This is a genomic window from Paraburkholderia sp. BR14312, assembly GCF_040948675.1.
Lineage (GTDB): Bacteria > Pseudomonadota > Gammaproteobacteria > Burkholderiales > Burkholderiaceae > Paraburkholderia > Paraburkholderia nodosa_A.
This window is the reverse complement of sequence record NZ_JBFPKI010000001.1, coordinates 121,251-139,930: the sequence shown is the minus strand read 5'-3', so window position 1 is coordinate 139,930 and position 18,680 is coordinate 121,251. Positions and strand designations below refer to the sequence as shown.

Sequence of the window (18,680 nt, the reverse complement as noted above, 5' to 3'; positions counted from 1 at the left end):
GGCGCTATTCGGCGTCCGCCTTCATTTCGCGCAGATGCTTGTAGACCGTCGCGCGCCCCATGCCCAGCACCTTCGCCACATAGTTGGCGGAACTCTTGCCCTTGAACGCGCCTTCGGCGTGCAGCGCCTCGACCAGTTCGCGGCGGTGTTCGCGCGTGAGCGAGTTGAGCGCGATCTGCCGCTCGCGCAGCCAGCCGTGCAGAAAGGTGTTGATGCGCTCCTGCCAGTCGTCCCTGAACAACTCCTCGGGCTGTGCGATTACGCCTGCGCCGCGCAGGAAGAGGTTGAGCGTGGCCTGCATGTCGTCGAACGCGGCGATGTTGAAGTTGATGCACATGACACCCGCCGCGTGCCCTTCATCGTCGAACAGCGCCGTGCTCACGCAACGCATGCGCCGCCCGTCCCAGTTCACCTTCTCGTAGGGCCCGAGCAGCTTGTTGCGCGTGGTTTCCTCGACGTCTTCGAGCGCGGAGTCGTCGCCGACCTCGCGCTTCGAGAGATTGTTCGAGAGATACGCCACGGTCTGGTCCGAGAGGTCGTGAATCACGACCTCCGCGAACGGAAAGAACAGCGTGGTGATGCTGTCCGCCACGTGCGCGTAGCGCGCGAGCAGCAGGTCGCGCGCGGTCTTCGGGCTGGCGGTCTTCTTCACGCGGGTTTTCTCGTCTTCTCGTTTCGGCATCGGTGTGGAACCGGGTTGCGGCAGAAAGGACATCGATGATACTGCGTTCGCTCGACGCCGCGCATCAACGGGCATCAGCGTGCGCTTTGCAGATGCTCGTACAGCGCGTTCGCGACGGCCATGTCTTCGAGGCCAAGGCCGATCGAGCGGAAGAACGCGTGGCGCGCGTACGCCGGTCGCGGGCAGGTGTCGTTGACGAGTTCCGCGAGATCGCCCGCGATCGCATCGGGCGACCAGCCGTGCTCGCGCGCGGCCAGCACCATTTCGCCCGCGCTTTGCGGCGTGGTGTGGCGATAGTCGCAGTACACGTCGAGCGAGGGCAGCGCGGCCGGATCGATTTCATGCGCGTGGGCGACGTTCGTGCTGATCGAGGTGATGAGCGCGGGTTTCGTGAGCGTGTCCAGCGCGAGCACGGGCTTGCCGGACGAGGTGCACAGCATCACTACGTCGGCGTCGTGCACGCAGGCATCGGGCGTTTGCGCCACGCTTGCCCGTGCGTCCAGCGCACGCAGTTCGGCCTGGCGTTGTGCGTCGCCGGCGAGCTTCGGCGAAAACACGCGAATGCTCTCCCACGCGCGCAGCGGCGCAACGTGACGAAGATGCGCCAGCGCGACCGCGCCCGAGCCGATTACGGCCAGGCGCTTCGCCTCGCGCGGCGCAAGGTGGTCGACGGCGAGCGCCGTGGTGCCCGCGGTGCGCTCGGTAGTGAGCAGCGCCGAGTCGCACCACATGAGCGGCTGGCCCGTTTTCATCGACATCAGCGCGGTCCAAGCCGTAATGATGGGCGGCTGGCCCTCGGCGCCCACGATGTACGGCGAGAGCTTCGCGCCGAACACGCCCGCTTCGGCGAGCACGCCGAGATAGGTGATGAAGTCGCCGGCCTGCTTCGGGAACAGCGTCAGGGTTTGCGGCGGCTGCACGGCATCGCCGCGGCCGAGCGAGGCGAACAGGCGGGCGAGTTCGCCTCGCACGTCGAGGCTCGGCAGGGCGGCGCGCACCTGGGCGGCGTCGACGACGAGCGGCGCGGCGAAGGCTGGGGACATCTCGTTCATGGTGGGGCTCCGGAGTCGCGGTGTAGACATTTTTGTCCATTCTAGACTTTATTTTTATTTTTCGTCTATATTCCTCCTGCGGCCGCGGCCCTCGTGAAAGGGCGCCGCACGAAGCGCAGCACACTTGAACAGACACTTATTACGAATTGGGTGACGACGATGAACAGGAAGATGATTCGCTTTGCGGCTGCGGCCAGCCTTGCGTGCCTCGCGGGCATGACGGCGGGCGCGGCGCACGCGCAGGACCCGAAAACGCTGCGCTTCGGCGTGGAGGCCGCCTATCCGCCGTTCGAGAGCAAGACGCCTTCGGGCGATCTGCAAGGCTTCGACATCGATATCGGCAACGCGGTGTGCCAGAAACTGCAGATGAAGTGCGTATGGGTGGAGAACAGCTTCGACGGCCTGATCGCCGCGCTCGAGGCGCGCAAGTTCGACGTCATCAATTCGGCCATGAACATCACCGAGAAGCGGCGTCAGCAGATCGCCTTCACGCCCGCCATCTACGTGATGCCGATCCAGATGGTCGCAAAGAGCGGCTCGGGTCTGCAGCCCACGCCCGCGAGCCTGAAGGGCAAGTCGGTTGGCGTGCTGCAAGGCTCGACGCAGGAAGACTATGTCCGCAAGCACTGGGGCACGCAGGGTGTGAACGTCGTCACCTACGAGAACCAGGACCAGATTTTCGCGGACCTCGCGGCCGGGCGCCTGGACGGCGCGGTGCAGGAAGTGCAGACTGCCACGGACGGCTTCCTCTCGAAACCGCAGGGCAAGGGCTTCGAATTTGCGGGCGCGCCGCTCAAGGACCCGGCCACGCTCGGCGAAGGCACGGGCTTCGGCATGCGCAAGGACGACGCGGCGCTCAAGGCGAAGGTGGCGGCCGCGATCGATTCGCTGCGCCAGGACGGTACGCTCACGAAGCTGTCGATGAAGTATTTCGGCCGCGATATCGTCGCGAAGTGATGTCGATCACTTTGGAATCCAGAGCCGATTCATGAGCCAGAGCGCGATCGTTCTCGGTGCGGGCATCGTCGGCGTGAGCGTCGCGCTGCATCTGCAGGCGCGCGGCGTGCAGGTCACGCTCGTCGACCGGCGCGGGCCCGGCGAGGAAACGAGCCATGGCAATGCGGGGTTGATCGAGTCGTCGTCGGTGGTGCCGTATGGCTTTCCACGCGACTGGCGCACGCTGCTGCGCCTCGTGCGCAACGACTCGACTGTGCTGCGCTACGACGTGCGCTCGTTGCCCGCCTACGCGCGCTGGCTCGCGTCGTTCTGGCGCGAGTCTTCGCCGGCGCGCCTCGCGCACGCTGCGCGGGACATGCTGCCGCTCATCGAGCGCAGCGTGGCCGAGCACGACGCGCTGATCGCGCGCGCGGGCTTGCGCGATATCGTGCGGCCCATCGGCTGGCTCGAAGCGTGGCGCTCGCCCGCCGGCTTCGAGCGCGAAATGCGCGCGGCGCAGGGCGTGGCCGACGCACACGGCCTGCATGTGCAGATGTTCGACGCGCCGGGCCTCATCGCACTGGAGCCTTCTCTGAGCGCGGGCTATGCGGGCGCGATTCACTGGATCGATCCCGCGAGCGTGGCTGATCCTGGCGCGCTGACGAAGGGTTATGCGCAACTGTTCCTGCGTGAAGGCGGTGCCTTTGCACAGGGCGACGCGCGCACGCTGATGCCCGACGGCAAGGGCTGGCGAGTGCAGACCGACGCAGGACCGGTGAGCGCCGAGCTTGCGGTCGTGGCGCTCGGCCCCTGGTCGGATCTCGTGACGCAGCCGCTCGGCTACCGCGTGCCGCTCATGGTCAAGCGCGGCTATCACATGCACTACGCGAGCGAGGCGCGTGCGCCGCTCGTGCGTCCGGTGGTGGATATCGAAGGCGGTTATGTGGTCGCGCCGATGCGCCGCGGCCTGCGTCTGACCACGGGCGTAGAGCTTGCCACGCGCGAGCGTCCGCCCAACTACGCGCAGCTCGACGCCGCCGAGCGCGAGGCGCGCCCCGTGTTCGGCCTCGGCGCGCGGCTGGACGAAACGCCGTGGATGGGCCTGCGCCCCTGCACGCCCGACATGCGCCCGCTGCTTGGGCCTGCCCCGCGCCATGCGGGACTGTGGTTCGCATTCGGTCACAATCATCATGGGCTTACGCTCGGGCCCGTCACGGCGCGCCTCGTCGCCGAGCAGATCGTCGGCGAAACGCCGTTCATCGATCCCACGCCGTATTTGCCCGCGCGATTCGGCTAAAGCACGCGTTGGACCGATAGCCACCCGGACCGCGGCGACCAGATAGTCGCCGCGCTCGATCGCCTCCAGTTACACGAGCGGAATGTCAATGTCGGTCTGTCACTTGTCCTGCGGCATTTCCGGAAACACATTCAGATTTTGAAAGACAGCGGGTGGGCGCGCAGTTCTCCTCCGCTTGCAGGATCTCGACTCTCAAGTTTCACTCACTGTTGCCGATAATCCGTCCGGGGTGACTCCCGCAAAGTAAGCATCGAACATGATCTGCGAAGCCTGAGCCATGGCCGAATGGCGCCGGCAGTTGGAAGATGGATTGAAAGGATTGGAGAGCGGCGGGCACGCTCCTGAACGTATGGGTACAAGCCCCAGGCAATCGAGACCCGGCCGCTGAAAGTCAACGCGTAGGGAAGGGGGGAATTCGTGATAAACGGTGGGGGCGCTAACGTACGGGCGCCGTCCGGCCGGATATCTGGTGTCCAGGTATCCGCGTGCCACACGCGCGAGACCTTTACCCATCCATCTTTTCGCGATTCACGGATTCTCTATGCTTATCAAGAACGTCGCAGTCAGTCTCCCTTCGAGGGTCGTCACGAACGAAGAAGTCGTCGATATGATCCGGTCCCACTCGACCGCTTTCGATGGCGACATCGACAGGACCGCGCGAACCATCAAGACGCTGCTTGACCGCAGCGGTCTGGTCCATCGTCGCTGGTGCGACAGCCATGAGTCGCCCATCGATCACGTTGCGATGGCGACGCGCAAGGTGTTATCGGAAACCTATCTGAGGCCGGAGCACATCGAGCTGTTCATCTTCGTCGGCATCGGTCGCGGGTTTCTCGAGCCGGGCAACAGCCACATGATGGCGAGCACGCTCGGCTTTGGAAACGCCGAATGCTTCGATGTGGTCGATGCCTGCATGAGCTGGACGCGGGCCATGTCGATCGTCGACAGTCTCTTCAAGACTGGCCAGTATAAGAACGCGATGATCGTGAATGCCGAATTCAATATGCTCGCTGGGGGGCCGCTCTATCCTTCGAATTTTGCGCTCAAGCATCACGCCCAGGTCGAATATACCTTGCCGTCGTTTACGATAGGCGAAGCGGCGACGGCCACGCTGGTGGTGGCGAAGGAGCCGGATAACTTCAGCTTTGCGTTTCGCGGCAAGCCGGATGTTTCGGACCTGTGCACGATTCCGATTCCTGGTTACGAGGGGTATTGCCACCCCACCGACCGTATCGGCAAGAACGGCGAAATGCGGTTTACCTCGTTCGGCCACGAACTGCACAAAAATTCAGATGAGCTTACCGAAGTCTTCTCCAGACTCTCTGTTCCCAAAAAAGACATCGACATCGTGTTTACGCATGCCTCCTCCAAGGCCGCGTGGCACGGTTACGGCGTGAAGGCAGGCATCGACGATAAGATGTATCACATCTATCCGGATACCGGGAATCTCGTTTCCGCGTCGATTCCGGCTGCGATTTCAATGGCCAAGGAGACGGGGAAGCTGAAGCGGGGAGACAGGGCGTTGTGCTGGGTCGGCAGCGCCGGCATGTCGTTCAACGTGAGCAGCTTCCTGTTCTGAGGCTCGGTATCAGTCTAACGAGAACGATATGAAAGGCATGGCAGGAGGCGTTCGCTATCTGATGCAGCGGGTCCGCGACGCGTATGGATTGTCGGACCTTAGCGTGCTGGCGGTGGGCGTCATCGGGACCATCGGGCATCCGCTGTACTGGTTGTGGTGGACGTACATCGACCCCCAGCCCAATGAAAGCACGCTGATGCGCGTTATCGGCGCGCTCGCCTGTCTGCTGTTGCTGCTGCGCCGCTTCTGGCCCGCAGCAGCAGTGCCTTTCCTGCCGTGGTATTACTTCCTGACGGTAGCTTATACGCTACCGTTCTTTTTCACCTACTACCTGATCACCGGCCACTATTCGATGATCTGGTCGATGGCGGAAGTCGGGATGATGTTTTTCCTGATCGCGATTTTTCCGTCGTTCGTCGCGCTGGCGCTGAACCTCGCGCTCGGGGTTGGCCTCGCCATCCTCTGCGCGTGGATCGTCACTCCGGAGTCCCTCCACGTCGACGGCCACTTGCTGCTCTACACCTACCTGCCGGTTTTCGCGTTCGGCATCTGCGCGGGCCTGACGTTCAGCTACAGCAACATGCGGGGGATCACGGCGCAGGCCAAGAACGGCGCACTTCGGGCGCTTGCGGGCACGATCGCCCATGAAATGAGGAATCCGCTCAGCCAGCTCAGGTACGTGCTCGATCGCGTCGAGGAGGCGCTGCCCGCGATGGCCGAGTCGAAGCCCTCGCCGGCGTTGCCCGTCGACGCAGTGGCTTCGCTTTCGCAGCACGTCGCGCACGGACAGCTGGCGATCGACCGCGGGCTCAGAATCATTGCGATGACGCTCGATGAAGTCAGCGCCAAGCCCATGCCGTCGGACAATCTCAACTATGCGAGCGCGGCGGAGGCGACACGCAAGGCGATCGACGAGTACGGTTTTGGCGGCAGAAAAGAGCGCAGCCGCGTCAAACTGATGGTCCTCGAAGACTTCACCTTCAAGGTGGACGAGACCGTCTATCTGTTTACCTTGTTCAATCTGATCAAGAATGCGCTCCATCACATGGCGGCGCATCCCACGGCAACGCTCACACTGACTGTCGACCGGAACAAGGTGATCGTTCACGACACGGGACCGGGCATTGCAGCCGAGATGATGTCCCATCTGTTCGAGCCTTTCCGCACCCAGGGAAACTCTGCCGGCACGGGTTTGGGGCTTGCTTACTGCCAGCGTGCGATGCGCTCGTTCGGCGGCACGATCGAGTGCCGTTCGGAACCCGGCAAATTCACCCAGTTTACGCTCGAGTTTCCGGCTATACCGGAGAGCGAAATCGCGGCTTACCGGCAGACGCTTCTCGCGCGCGCCACGGCGTTCTTCAGCGGGAAGACGATACTGTTTGTCGATGATGACGCGGTGATACGCGAGAAAGTCTGCCATGCGTTTTCAGGGGTGGGCGCCCGGGTGGTCGAAGCGCAGAGCGGTGAACGCGCGCTGACGCTCCTTCGAGAGCGTTCCGCCTACGATCTCGTGCTGATGGACATCAATATGCCGGGTCTCGACGGCTACACGACCACGGAGAAGATCCGTTCCGATGCCGACCTGGCTGGCGGCGGCCTTCTTGTGGTCGGTTATACGGCCGAAGCTCACAACCTGGCTCGCGTGCTCGCGAAGGGCGCCGGCATGGACGCAACGATCAGCAAGTCCATACGCATGGTGGAACTGGTGAGTACGCTGCAAAAGCTCATGGAAAGCGGCGATCGCCATTTGCGCCACCCGCGCTTCGATGGATTCGCGGGCAAGACGATTCTCGTCGCGGACGACGACACCTACAGCCGGATGGTCGCGAAGAGCTATCTGGAGCGATGTGGCGCCAGCGTCGTGGAGGCGGAAAACGGACAGGGCGTGATCGCGCGTCTGCAGGGCGGTGACAATGTCGACGCCATCGTGATGGACATGAACATGCCCGGCATGAATGGCGTGGAGGCGGCGGGGTGGATTCGCGCCCGCGTGGACGAGTATGGCGAGATGCCTATCGTGGCCCTGACCGGCCAGTCCGATATGGCGGCAGTCAGGACCTGTCTCGCAGCGGGCATGAATGAGGTCATGACGAAACCGGTGCAGGTCGGCGTGCTCTATGCGTGTCTCGCGCGACAGTTCGCACACTCGCGCGTGGCGAGCGCCCCGGAGAAACGCGAGCGGCCGGCGGTGCCGGTCATGCAGGTTGCCAATCGAGCTGCAACTCGGGCCGCAACTCGGGCAGCGATCGCGGAAAGCGACCTGCTCGATGAGGCGCATCTCGACGAACTGGCTTCGCTCGACATGCTGGATCAGACCTTCCTCAAGGGCATTGCGCAAATCCGCTCGCTTCTCGCGCAGCTTGCAACTAGCGTGGAGGCCGGTGACATCCGGGCGGTGCACGCGACGCTGCACGTTCTGCTAGGTATCAGCGGGAATATCGGCGCGAAAGCGCTGCACCTGTATGCGAAGCAGATCTATCCGCGGGTCCTCGATGGCCAATGGCCGGACGAGACCGACTGGTTCGAACAGACCACCGCGCTGGGAAACCGCTCGGCCGACGCGCTGCATCGATATTTTGTGGCTGCGATCAGCCCGGCCGATCAGCCGGGTGTATCGAGCGAGGACTGAGGTTCTAGCGGCCGTTGCGTGTCAGTGGCTTTCGCGCGTTCCTTGCGGGTGCCGAAATGCATGGTGACGGTCGTGGTTTGCGCAATCAGTGCGATCGTCGCCAAAGGCGTGTTCAACTCGTGCGCGAGGAACGCGAGCGTTTCATCCATCGCCAGCAATTCATGCTGACGCGTTTCACGCTCGGTCCACTGCGCAATCGCCTCGCGCAGCGTCTCGCGTACCGTGTCGATCCGCAGCGGCTTTTCGATGATGCGAAATACGCCTCCCGTATTCACGGTCCGCAACAGCATGTCCTTGTCGGCGTAAGCGGTCACCAGCATCCGCACGATCCGGGGATAGCGTTGGGCGGTTTCGCGCAGCAGTTGATCGCCGTTGCTGACCGGCATGCGGAAGTCGGTCACCAGGACTGCGATGTCCGCGCCGTGCTCCTCGAGTATCTCGATGGCTTCGTCCGCGTCGCGTCGCTCAGACGATGACGTTTTCGCCGAGCGTGGCAAGCGATGGCCGCGGTAGCGGGCTGCCGTCGGCGAGTACACGCGTGATGCTTTCTGCATCGAGCGGCCTGCTGAAGCGGAATCCCTGCGCCTCCACGCAACCGAGCGCGAGCAGAAACTCCTGTTGCGCGAGCGTCTCCACACCTTCTGCGATGACGGATAAACCGAGCGCTTGCGCAAGCGTAACCATCGCCTTCACGATCGCACCCGTGTCCGTTTCCCCGATGCCTTGCACGAACGCACGGTCGATCTTGATGCGATCGACCGGCAGCGCGCGCAACTGACTCAGGCTCGAGTAGCCCATGCCGAAATCGTCGATGGCAATACGGATACCCGCGCGGCGAAATTCGTGAAGGCGGCGCGCGGCGATCTCCGGTTGCTTCATCAATGCAGTCTCGGTGACCTCGAGCTCGAGCATCGTCGGATCGACGCCTGTCTCCTGCAGAATGGTTTGAAAAGTCTCGACCATGTCCGTGCGTTGCAACTGAAGCGGCGACAGATTGACCGACAGGCGCACGGGCGCAATCCCCATGTGCCTCCAAAGCGCCGACTGCCGACAGGCCTCATGCAGCACCCACTCGCCGAGTATCGCGACAAATCCCGATGCTTCCGCCATCGAGACGAATTCGGCCGGGGCGACGTCGCCGTATATCTCATCGTGCCAACGTACCAGTGCTTCGACGCCGAGCACGCGGCCGTTGCGCATGTCGACCTGTGGCTGGTAGTACACGCGCAGCGTTCCTGTTTCGATCGCCTTTCTGAGACGTGCCGAAAGGATGAGCTTTGCGTCGGCGTTCTCGCCCATTTCAGGCCGATAGCGATCCCAGCAATTGCGGCCATGACTCTTGGCCGCGTACATCGCCATGTCCGCGCACGAGATCAGCGTTTCCACATTGTCTCCGTCCGCGGGAAACACGCTGATGCCGACGCTGGCGCTCACCACGAGCTCGTTCCCGCCGACGAGCATTGGTTTCGCAATTGCCGCGAGTACGGCATCGGGAAGATCGAAGCGCGCGTCGTCCCGCCCGCGCGGCGCAACGATCATGAACTCGTCGCCGCCGTAACGACCAAGCATGTCGCCCGGTTGGGCGCAGGCCCGCAGACGACCGGCGACTTCGACGAGCAGCTGATCGCCGACGCTGTGCCCGAGCGCATCATTGACGGTCTTGAACGTGTCCAGGTCGAGGAAAACAACGTATACGGATTCGCCGTGGCGGGCGGGGTCAGTCAGGACTGCCTGCAATCGTGCGCTGAGCGCCGAACGATTCGCGAGCCGGGTCAGGCTGTCGCACTCGCTGAGTTCGCGCAAACGGCGCGAACGATCGAGAAGCCTGGTCGACACGTCATGGGTCGTTTTGGCGAACAGGAGTGGATAGATGAAGATGATGGGCAGCCACACCGGCGCGATCCGTACGTCCAGCGGCGTGGTGGCGATACCGAAGATTGCGGCCCCGGCGATCAGGCCCGCCGCACTCGCACCCACACCGGCCACGAAGAGCGGCCAACCACCCACGGCCATGGTGTCGAGCGCAAACATCAGCAGGATGACGACGGTTGCAACCGGTTCGAAATGAACCGCCGCGGCCAGCCAGCCGCCGAACGCCGAATCGAACAGCAGGTTCCATTTCTCTTTGCGGAGTGCGTCGTCAGTGTTGTTGCGTACCCGCGAATAAGCGACATGCGGCCAGACGAGACAGATGACAAGGACGCCAACGAAGAGCAGCGCCGGCGCACGTTGCACGTGCAGCAACGCCAGGACGGGTATGGAGCCGATCGCGTAGCCGAGGACCCTGAGAACATAAATGCGGCGCAAAATGCCGGCGGTCCAGAACTTGTCGCCCCTGGCGGACGTAAGCACGTCGTCTCCCCGATTCAAATCATATGATTTCGTGAGCATAGACCAGATCGGACTCCGGGATGCGGAGAACTGATTCCGACCCCTGGGCGAACCGCAGCTGCGCCGACATCTTCGGGTCCCGGCCTGGCCTTCGCGTTATGTGCGTATCCGCACCACGGAGTTTTCCCAATATATGGAAAATCCGCTTGCGTTCCATCGCGGAACTCCTAGACTGACATCTTGCGATTCGAGCCGCGATCCCACTCACTAGCCGCACTGCACGGAGTGTCCATGCGACTGACCATCCTGATCAATGGTTCTGACCCGGCAGTCAATCACGAATTCGCCCTTGTGTGGATCGATCTCGACCAGAAACGCTGGTCGCGCGAGTCACATGAAGGCGTCGACCTGCCTTCGTGGGGCGACGTCCGCGCCGGCGGCGAGGAGACGGTCTTATGCGCTCCGCAAACCGATGCACCCCTTTGCATCATGCGCGGTCTGAGCCTGAACGAACGGCAGGAAGTTCACTCGGGCCATGGCGATGCGAGCTGGCCGGACAACAGCGCGCGCAGAGAAACAGCTTGGCAGTGGCGCTTGCAGGCCGTTGACCGTAAATCGGTGCGCGCCGCGAATTCGCTTTTTGCCTGCTAGTCGTTGGCAAGACGGCTCTGTGAGCCATCGCCGATGCCGTGTGCCATTACTCCTTCAATGTCGCGAGTAGCCGGTCGATTTCGTCGAACTGGCTTTTCGACAATTGATGGCTTTGCATGATTTCCTGCAAGCGCTTTCGCCAATAAGCCGGCGGCAAACGCGACTCGTTCAGGTCCTCTGCAGACAATCGCTGAATCACGGATTTGATGTGGAGGATATCGCTGTGAGCGGCTTGCGACGACCAGGTACCCGACTTTCTCGGTTGGCCGCCACCGTCCAAACCCCTTTCTGACACTGTTCCCATCTTTATTTGCCGTCGGAATATGGCGCCGCGCATACATGCCCCGAGCGCGTCACCGGCCCTACGGCCTCCTGTTGTCATTTACCTGGGTGAGGCACGCCACGAATCAGGCGTCCTGTATGCCGAATAGATATTTTGTTCGGCCAGGCCGAACGTCGTTCGGCGCGTTATTTATGGTAGTTTCCACCTTGATGACTGTCAATATTGGCAGCGCTAAGCTGGCTGAAACGCTCGACCGCCCGCTAGCGGATAAAAGACGAAATACAAATGACACAAACGGACCAAACCATTGGCGAGCGCAACGCGCTTCGCAGCGTCAGCCGGGCGCTCGATGTCCTGGAGACACTGGGGGCCAGCGATAACGAGGGGCTTACCGTTGCCGAAATTGCGATGGCTATCGGCGTGTCGAAGAGCACGGCGTTCGAGTTATTGCAGACCTTGCTCGCCCGTCATTACGTCACCGATGTACGCCTTGGCGGCTCACGGCGCTATCGGCTCGGCTTTGCGCTCGTGCACCTCGGCGACCGGGCGGCGGCAGACGTCGGCATCTCCCAGCTTGCGATGCCGGTTCTGCGCGAGCTGACCGACACGACCGGTCTCACGTCGCGGCTCGCGGTGCTCGACGACAACGGCTATGCCGTCGCAATCAACCGGGTGGAGGCGCCCGGCATCGTGCGGATCGCGTCCGCGCTCGGACAACGCGAACTCCCGCATTGCTCGGCGCTCGGCAAATCCCTGCTTGCGTTATTGCCGCCGGCGCGCGTTGTCAAGCTGCTCGCGCATACCGGCATGCCCCGCCGCACCGAGTACACCCGCCTGACACCCGCTGAACTGATGAAGGATCTGATTCTCGTCGCCGAGCGCGGCTACGCATTCGATGACGAAGAAGACAATCTGGGCGTGGTTTGCGTCGGCGCGGCAATCACGAACCGGGACGGCGAAGGCGTGGCTGCGATCAGCGTGACGACGCTCAAGAACGGGCTGGATGACGACGACCTGCACGCGCTGGGGCGCACGCTGCGCGCTCATGCCGAGCGCATCAGCCGGATGCTCGGCGCGCAGATTGTCCCGCAACGCGGCGCGGCGAGCTAGCGCGCATCTATCTCCCTGGCGGATCACCGGTGCCCCCGCGACGGGGCGAGGACCTCATGCTGACCACCTTTTTCGATCTGTTCGATCTGCACGACGCGAACAGCTATCTGCCCGATCTGCTCAAAGGGGCGCTCACGAGCATCGAGCTGACCTTCAGCATCCTGGCGCTCAGCCTGCCGTTCGGCCTGCTGCTCGCCATCGCCAGAATCAGCCGCGCGCGGCTGCCGAGAGCCATTGCGTCGGTCTATATCGAGGTCATTCGCGGCACGCCCGCGCTGCTGCAACTGTTCTACATCTACTTCGTGCTGCCTTCGTTCGGGATTCGCTTCGCTCCGTTCACGGCGGGTGTCATCGGGCTGTCGATCAACTACTCAGCGTATCTCGCCGAGGTGTATCGCGCGGGCATCGAAGCCGTGCCGAAGAGCCAGACGCAAGCCGCGAAGGCGCTCGGCATGTCCGGCCGCCAGACGATGCGCCTGATCGTGCTTCCCCAGGCCATCCGTATCGTCGTGCCGCCGCTCGGCAACTATGCGATTTCGCTCTTCAAGGACACCTCGCTCGTGTCGATCGTGACGGTCAAGGAGCTGATGTTCACCGGCCAGATCATCTCGTCGACGAACTTCCAGTACGTCACGATATTCACGCTGGTCGGCGCGCTTTACCTGGCGTTTTCCTGGCCGAGTGCCCTGGCCGTGCATTGGCTCGAGCGCAAGATGGGCACCACGCGGCCGGCGAACGCCGCAGTGCGTGCGCGATGACCGGCGCCCTCGAGCGAGAGGCAGCAACGCGATTGACGCGATCGATTCGCCACATGTGGATAACTAACTCATTCGGGGTGCTTCATGCGCAAGGCTACGCAGGTTTTTGCATCGATATTGATAGGCGTTGCAACGTCGCTGTCCAATGCCCATGCGACTGATAGCGGCGCAATCAGCGATGTGCGCTTCGAAGGCGGAGACGGCTCGTACGCGCGCGCAATCAGGAACGGCATCACGCTCGTGATCGCCGCCGACCCGCCGTCGACCTTCCGCGACGAGAAAACACACACGTTCGACGGCGCGGACGTGCGCATCTTCCGCGAAATCACGAAGCGGCTCAAGATCACGAAGGTCACGTGGGACATCGTGCCGTTCGACGCGATGATTCCGGCACTGCTCGCCGGCCGCGCCGACGTCATCGTCGACAACCTGCACGAGAACGAGCAGCGGCTGCGCGTCGTCGCATTCACGAGCCCGGCATACTGGTACGGATCGGGCATCGCGGTGCAGCGTGGCAATCCGTCGAAGATTCATGGCTGGGACGACTTTGCAAGCCATACCGTCGGCACGGTGCGCGGGAGCTTCAATCACCAGTTGCTCGAAGGGCGCAAGGACCTCAAGGAGCTCAAGCTCTACACGAGCAGCGAGGCGGAGTTCTCCGATCTGATCGCTGGGCGCATCGACGTTGCAATGGAAGACGACATCAAGATCGGGCAATTCCTGAAGCAGCATCCAGCTGCCGCAATGCAAATGGTGGCTGATTACAGGCCGCTGCCGCAGGAGTATGGATACGCGCGCTACGCGTTGCGCAAGGGCGACATCGATCTGAATAACGCGGTGTCGCGAACGCTCGACGAACTTCGCGCCGACGGAACGCTGGGATCGATCATCAGGCAGTTCGGCTATACCGACCGCAATCTCTGGTATTTCCCGGTGAAGAACTGATTTCGTCGCGTACCACGCTGCCTGTCGGTTTCAGGCAGCAAATGCGCGGTCGCAGATCTCGACGCGGTTACGGCCGAGATGCTTGGCGTGATAGAGCGCCGTGTCGGCATCGCGCGCCAGCTGCTGGATCGTTGCTTCGGCAGCGGCGAGACAGGCCACGCCGATGCTGCATGTGTATCGAATGACGGGCGCGGTGAAGCCGGGCTCAGCGATTCGCGTGCGCACCACTTCGGCCAGTTCGTGAGCCTGTTGCAGGGAGAGTGCGGGCAGCAACACGGCGAACTCTTCGCCTCCCCAGCGCGCGAGACAGGCTGACGCCGGTATTGCCGCACTGGCGCGTTCTGCGAAGTCGATCAGGACGTTGTCTCCCATATCGTGCCCATGCTCGTCGTTGACCCGCTTGAAGTGGTCGAGGTCGATCAGGAGCATGGAGAGCACGGCCCCGTTGCGCTTCGCCAGTTCACGTTCCTCTTCGAATGCGAGCGCGAGCGCGCGGCGGTTCAGCAAACCTGTCAGCGGATCGCGGTAAGACTGCCGCTCGAGCTGGATACGTAAGCGCTCCATGGCAATCAGCAGAAGACCCACTGTCACGAGCAGGGAAAACGCGGCGCCCGCGGTGAGATAGAACGTCTGCATCCATTCAGGATGGAAGAGATCGGGTAGGCCCTTCGTAGCAAGACCGATGGAGATGCAGCGTGCGGCTGCGACTGCGCATTCGGCAAGAAGCAGTGCGCCAACGGCAAGCGCCGTGCGGCTGGGGCGGCCAAGGCGCAGCATCACCACGCCGTGCGTGCCGTAGAGCACCGCGAGCACCCCGGTGATCACGATCATGCGGCCCGCAATCGATGGATGGACCAACCACAGCCAGGTCATGCCGGCCGCGGCAACGGAAACGAGCAACGAGACGAAGCGCCAGCTGGGCTGGCACCCATAGAGGAGCTGGGTGCCAACGAGTCCCAGCCCCGCGCCAAAAACGATTCCGCAGTTCGCAACCAGAATCGAAAGCCAGTCCGGCACGCTGCCACGAAACGCGAGGAGGAGTACCGATACGCTGACCACCAGCGCACCCGATGCCCAATGACGGACGCCGCGTATGTTCTGAGGAAAGCTTCGGGCCAGCGAGAACAGCGCGATTGCCATGAGTCCCGGCATGACCGAAGACATCAGGATGACCGTGCGCAGATCGAAGAGCGGCATGCGGGTTCGGCGAGAGTAGGCACTGCGCCTATATAACATATCGATGTCGTCGAGCGCGATGCCAGAGTGAGGCGTGATCGATAACACACGCAAGCGTTGCATAAATTCGCGGACAATGCCCGTCATGCGCGTGCCGGAAATTCCTCGGCTCCCATTTTTACGCCCTTCAGAATTTCCGTATCCTGCCGTTACCGCATGGATGGCATGCCGTGTTGCGCGTTGTTGAAGTTGCCGGTTCCGGGAACGCGTGCGTAGATGGCGTTGTACGAGCACACATTCTCTTTGACAGCATGAGAAACCCTGGAATGGACGCAGAAAGCGAGTACGGCGAGCCGCTCAGCAACCTGCCTATGCCGGTCATCCGTTACGACGCGCAGGGCCAACGGCGCTACATGAATGGCGCAGCCGTGGCGATGATGGGGGCTGCATCCGAAGGCGCCTGCGCGACGAATGCCGAAGCCCGGATGTTTTCGTCCGAGGCATTGCAGCAGTACCTCGATACCATTCGCGAAGTCGCAATCACCGGCGTTGCGCGCGAACTGGAACTCCCATTCGCCGGCCTGCCGCAGACGCATGGCGAGCATTACCTCGTGCAGTTCGTGAGCCATCCGACACCGGACTCGGCTCCTGCGGTACTCGCGATCTATTTCAACATCACGGCGCGCAAACGTGCGGAGGCAAAGCTCCGTGAACGCGAGTCGTTTCTCGAATCGTTGCTCGATACGATGCCCATTCCTGTCTTTTCGAAAGACAGGGAAGGGCGGTACCTTCATCTCAATCGGGCGTTCGAAGAATTTCTTGGTGTCCCCAAGGAGCGATTCATCGGCAAGACCGTCTTTGAGACGAGTCCGCACGAGCTGGCGCAAACCTATTTCGCCATGGACGAGGAGCTGTTCGCGAAAGGCGGCATCCAGCGCTACGAATTCAAGGTCCAGAACGCCACGAAAGCCGTGCGCGACGTGGAATTCAGCAAGGCGGTCTTCCACGACGATGAGGGCCACCAGGCCGGCTTGATCGGTGCGATTCTGGACATCACCGAACGCAAGCGGGCGGAGTCCGAGCAGCGGGCTCAATACGAGAAGATCCTTCAACTCAACGGCCGCCTCGAAGACAAGGCGCGTGAACTGTCCGACGCGCGCGCCCAGTTGATGACCGTGCTCCATACCATTCCGGATCTGGTGTGGCTGAAGGACACCGCCGGCAACTTTCTGCTTTGCAATTACAGCTTCGAGCAGTTTGTCGGCAGGCCGAAAGCTGAAATTCTCGGGAAAACCGATTACGACATTTTCGATGCCGAGCTGGCGGACTACTTCCGGGAACGCGACAAGGCAGCAATCGATGCGCTGCATGTTTGCGTGAACGACGATTGGGTGGTCGCTCCGTCGACCCGCGAACGGACCTTGCTCGAAACTCGGCGTCTGCCGGTGTTCGGTGCAGGGGGGACGGTGGCGGGTGTCCTCGGCGTGGCACGCGACATGAGTGAGCGGCGCCGTTTCGAAGAAAAGCTGGCCCGCCGGGAACGCGAGTTTCGAACCCTCGTTGAAAACTCGCCCGATACGGTCGCCCGTTACGGACGGGATTGCCGACGCCTCTACGTCAATCCAACGTTCGCAGCGCTCGCCACTGGAGGAGCGCAAGCGCTGCTGGGCAGGACACCGGCTGAATACCCAGGCGGGCCAGGGTCCGTCCTCTATGAGCAGCAGCTCAGGGAAGTATTCGCCACGGCAAGCGACAGGGAATTCGAATTGGTCTGGGGGCCTGACGAAAACAAGGAACTGTGCCAGCTGATCCGCTTGACAGCGGAACTGGGTGCGGACGGCAAGGTGGAAACTGTCCTTGCCGTAGGGCGGGATATCTCGGAACTGCACGCTTCCAGAGGAAAGATCCATCGGATGGCGTATTTCGATGCGCTAACGGCGCTGCCGAATCGCGTCCTGTTCAACGAGCAATTGCGTCAGGCAATCTCGAACAGCAAGCACGGCCACTATACGGCCGTCATGATGATCGACATGGACCGCTTCAAGGGTGTCAACGACACGATGGGTCATGCGGTCGGTGACGAGTTGCTGCGTGAGGCCGCGCGTCGGCTGGTTGCCTGCGTGCGTGTGGGGGACACGGTGGCCCGCTTTGGTGGTGACGAGTTCGCCGTTCTGCTGCCGGAGACTGCCGATCGCTGCATCCTCGAGGAAATTTCCGCGAGGATCATCCGGCGGCTCGACGAACCTTTCCTGCTCGACGGCAGAGAAGTCTTCATTTCGTGCAGCGTCGGAATCGCGCTGCATCCGCTCGACAGCACCGACGCGAAAGATTTGTTGAGATACGCAGACTCCGCGATGTACCTTGCGAAGCGCTCAGGGCGCCGCGGCTTTCGCTTTTACACAAAGGACCTGACCGTCGAGGCCACGGCACGTCTTTCGCTCGAATCCGAGCTGCGGCGCGCAGTCGATCAGGGCGAGTTCGAGTTGTATTACCAGCCTCAGGTGACGCTTCGCGGTGCGCAAGTCATCGGCTCGGAAGCGTTGTTGAGATGGAATCGCCCCGGAGAAGGCTTCATTCGCCCGGATCAGTTCGTGCCGCTTGCGGAGGAAACCGGTCTTATCGTCGATCTTGGGCGGTGGGTGCTTCGCGAGGCTTGTTGCTCGGCCGTCGAATGGAATACCGGGCGTGGCCCGCGCCACAGGGTGTCGATCAATCTTTCCGCGCGACAGTTTCAGTCGCGCGACCTCGCACTGACGGTCAAGGATGTCCTCGATGAAACCGGCTGTCGACCGGAATGGCTGGAGTTCGAGATTACGGAAAGTCTGCTGCTGGAAGAGGACGACTCGGTTCTGAACGCGCTTCGCGAATTTGAAAGCATGGGTCTATCGATTGCGATCGATGATTTTGGCACCGGCTATTCCGCACTCAGCTATTTGACCCGATTCCCGATTGATACGCTCAAGATCGATCGTACGTTCGTGCAGCGAGTCACGACGGATCGGCGCCATGCCGAACTCGTGAAAGCGATCCTTTCCATCGCACGTTGCCTCGGGCAGCGGGTCGTTGCCGAAGGCGTCGAAACCATAGAGCAGGCCGCCTTTCTCGATGCCCATGGATGCGAGATTGCGCAGGGCTTTCTCTACAGCGTGCCGCTGCCAAAGCCTGCCATTGCATCGCTTCCGCGCCATCTCGATCCAGGCGCTGCGTACACGGTCAATCCGTAAGGGCGTGCGAGGCCGACGAAATAAATT

The 18,680-nt window shown here is 62.2% G+C and carries 13 protein-coding genes and 1 pseudogene; 9 read left to right on the top strand and 5 right to left on the bottom strand.

Features of this window, described 5'->3' with window-relative positions; translation table 11 throughout:
• Window positions 1–4 precede the first annotated feature (4 nt).
• Window positions 5–652, bottom strand: a complete 648-nt coding sequence (locus tag AB3X98_RS00550; RefSeq protein ID WP_254316354.1) for a transcriptional regulator — start codon at window positions 650–652, stop codon at window positions 5–7.
• Window positions 653–756: 104 nt separating this feature from the next.
• Complete coding sequence (locus AB3X98_RS00545; RefSeq protein WP_368603152.1) at window positions 757–1,734, bottom strand: ornithine cyclodeaminase family protein; 978 nt, start codon at window positions 1,732–1,734, stop codon at window positions 757–759.
• Window positions 1,735–1,893: 159 nt separating this feature from the next.
• Between AB3X98_RS00545 and AB3X98_RS00540 the strand changes: the two genes are divergently transcribed.
• The 4 genes from AB3X98_RS00540 to AB3X98_RS00525 all read left to right on the top strand — a co-directional run bounded on the left by AB3X98_RS00540 (window position 1,894) and on the right by AB3X98_RS00525 (window position 8,175).
• Window positions 1,894–2,691, top strand: a complete 798-nt coding sequence (locus AB3X98_RS00540) for an ABC transporter substrate-binding protein (RefSeq protein ID WP_368603151.1) — start codon at window positions 1,894–1,896, stop codon at window positions 2,689–2,691.
• A 31-nt stretch (window positions 2,692–2,722) separates the two neighbouring features.
• Window positions 2,723–3,967, top strand: coding sequence for an NAD(P)/FAD-dependent oxidoreductase (locus tag AB3X98_RS00535; protein WP_368603150.1), 1,245 nt, complete (start codon window positions 2,723–2,725; stop codon window positions 3,965–3,967).
• Between the two features lie 541 nt (window positions 3,968–4,508).
• Window positions 4,509–5,546, top strand: coding sequence for a 3-oxoacyl-[acyl-carrier-protein] synthase III C-terminal domain-containing protein (locus tag AB3X98_RS00530; RefSeq protein WP_368603149.1), 1,038 nt, complete (start codon window positions 4,509–4,511; stop codon window positions 5,544–5,546).
• A gap of 28 nt (window positions 5,547–5,574) precedes the next feature.
• Window positions 5,575–8,175, top strand: coding sequence for a hybrid sensor histidine kinase/response regulator (locus AB3X98_RS00525; RefSeq protein WP_368603148.1), 2,601 nt, complete (start codon window positions 5,575–5,577; stop codon window positions 8,173–8,175).
• A gap of 74 nt (window positions 8,176–8,249) precedes the next feature.
• Here the strand turns inward: AB3X98_RS00525 and AB3X98_RS00520 are convergent.
• A pseudogene (locus tag AB3X98_RS00520) lies at window positions 8,250–8,636 on the bottom strand (response regulator); the annotation flags it as partial.
• A gap of 4 nt (window positions 8,637–8,640) precedes the next feature.
• The gene (locus AB3X98_RS00515) at window positions 8,641–10,527 is read right to left on the bottom strand and encodes a putative bifunctional diguanylate cyclase/phosphodiesterase (protein WP_368603147.1); all 1,887 of its coding nucleotides are present in this window, start codon (window positions 10,525–10,527) and stop codon (window positions 8,641–8,643) included.
• Between the two features lie 270 nt (window positions 10,528–10,797).
• Here AB3X98_RS00515 and AB3X98_RS00510 point away from each other — a divergent pair, with 270 nt between their 5' ends.
• The 4 genes from AB3X98_RS00510 to AB3X98_RS00495 all read left to right on the top strand — a co-directional run bounded on the left by AB3X98_RS00510 (window position 10,798) and on the right by AB3X98_RS00495 (window position 14,253).
• Window positions 10,798–11,157 carry a DUF3564 family protein gene (locus AB3X98_RS00510; RefSeq protein ID WP_368603146.1) on the top strand — a complete coding sequence of 120 codons (360 nt, stop codon included), beginning with the start codon at window positions 10,798–10,800 and terminating at the stop codon, window positions 11,155–11,157.
• 568 nt (window positions 11,158–11,725) lie between these two features.
• Entirely contained in the window at window positions 11,726–12,550 is an 825-nt protein-coding gene (locus AB3X98_RS00505; protein WP_083245058.1) for an IclR family transcriptional regulator, read from the top strand.
• 56 nt (window positions 12,551–12,606) lie between these two features.
• Complete coding sequence (gene ehuD, locus AB3X98_RS00500) at window positions 12,607–13,308, top strand: ectoine/hydroxyectoine ABC transporter permease subunit EhuD (protein WP_342948138.1); 702 nt, start codon at window positions 12,607–12,609, stop codon at window positions 13,306–13,308.
• Window positions 13,309–13,392: 84 nt separating this feature from the next.
• Entirely contained in the window at window positions 13,393–14,253 is an 861-nt protein-coding gene (locus AB3X98_RS00495; RefSeq protein WP_368603145.1) for a substrate-binding periplasmic protein, read from the top strand.
• Between the two features lie 30 nt (window positions 14,254–14,283).
• Here the strand turns inward: AB3X98_RS00495 and AB3X98_RS00490 are convergent, their stop codons facing one another.
• Window positions 14,284–15,723, bottom strand: coding sequence for a GGDEF domain-containing protein (locus tag AB3X98_RS00490; protein ID WP_368603144.1), 1,440 nt, complete (start codon window positions 15,721–15,723; stop codon window positions 14,284–14,286).
• Window positions 15,724–15,755: 32 nt separating this feature from the next.
• On the opposite strand from AB3X98_RS00490, the gene AB3X98_RS00485 reads away from it, so the two are divergent.
• Window positions 15,756–18,653: an EAL domain-containing protein gene (locus AB3X98_RS00485; protein ID WP_368603143.1), complete on the top strand. Its 2,898-nt coding sequence runs from the start codon at window positions 15,756–15,758 to the stop codon at window positions 18,651–18,653.
• The last annotated feature ends 27 nt before the right edge of the window (window positions 18,654–18,680 follow it).

Coding starts and splice junctions, on each gene's coding strand:
- AB3X98_RS00495 (WP_368603145.1), top strand. CDS start 13,393: ATGCGCAAGGCTACGCAGGTTTTTGCATCGATATTGATAGGCGTTGCA.
- AB3X98_RS00545 (WP_368603152.1), bottom strand. CDS start 1,734: ATGAACGAGATGTCCCCAGCCTTCGCCGCGCCGCTCGTCGTCGACGCC.
- ehuD (WP_342948138.1), top strand. CDS start 12,607: ATGCTGACCACCTTTTTCGATCTGTTCGATCTGCACGACGCGAACAGC.
- AB3X98_RS00540 (WP_368603151.1), top strand. CDS start 1,894: ATGAACAGGAAGATGATTCGCTTTGCGGCTGCGGCCAGCCTTGCGTGC.
- AB3X98_RS00485 (WP_368603143.1), top strand. CDS start 15,756: ATGGACGCAGAAAGCGAGTACGGCGAGCCGCTCAGCAACCTGCCTATG.
- AB3X98_RS00525 (WP_368603148.1), top strand. CDS start 5,575: ATGAAAGGCATGGCAGGAGGCGTTCGCTATCTGATGCAGCGGGTCCGC.
- AB3X98_RS00535 (WP_368603150.1), top strand. CDS start 2,723: ATGAGCCAGAGCGCGATCGTTCTCGGTGCGGGCATCGTCGGCGTGAGC.
- AB3X98_RS00530 (WP_368603149.1), top strand. CDS start 4,509: ATGCTTATCAAGAACGTCGCAGTCAGTCTCCCTTCGAGGGTCGTCACG.
- AB3X98_RS00510 (WP_368603146.1), top strand. CDS start 10,798: ATGCGACTGACCATCCTGATCAATGGTTCTGACCCGGCAGTCAATCAC.
- AB3X98_RS00505 (WP_083245058.1), top strand. CDS start 11,726: ATGACACAAACGGACCAAACCATTGGCGAGCGCAACGCGCTTCGCAGC.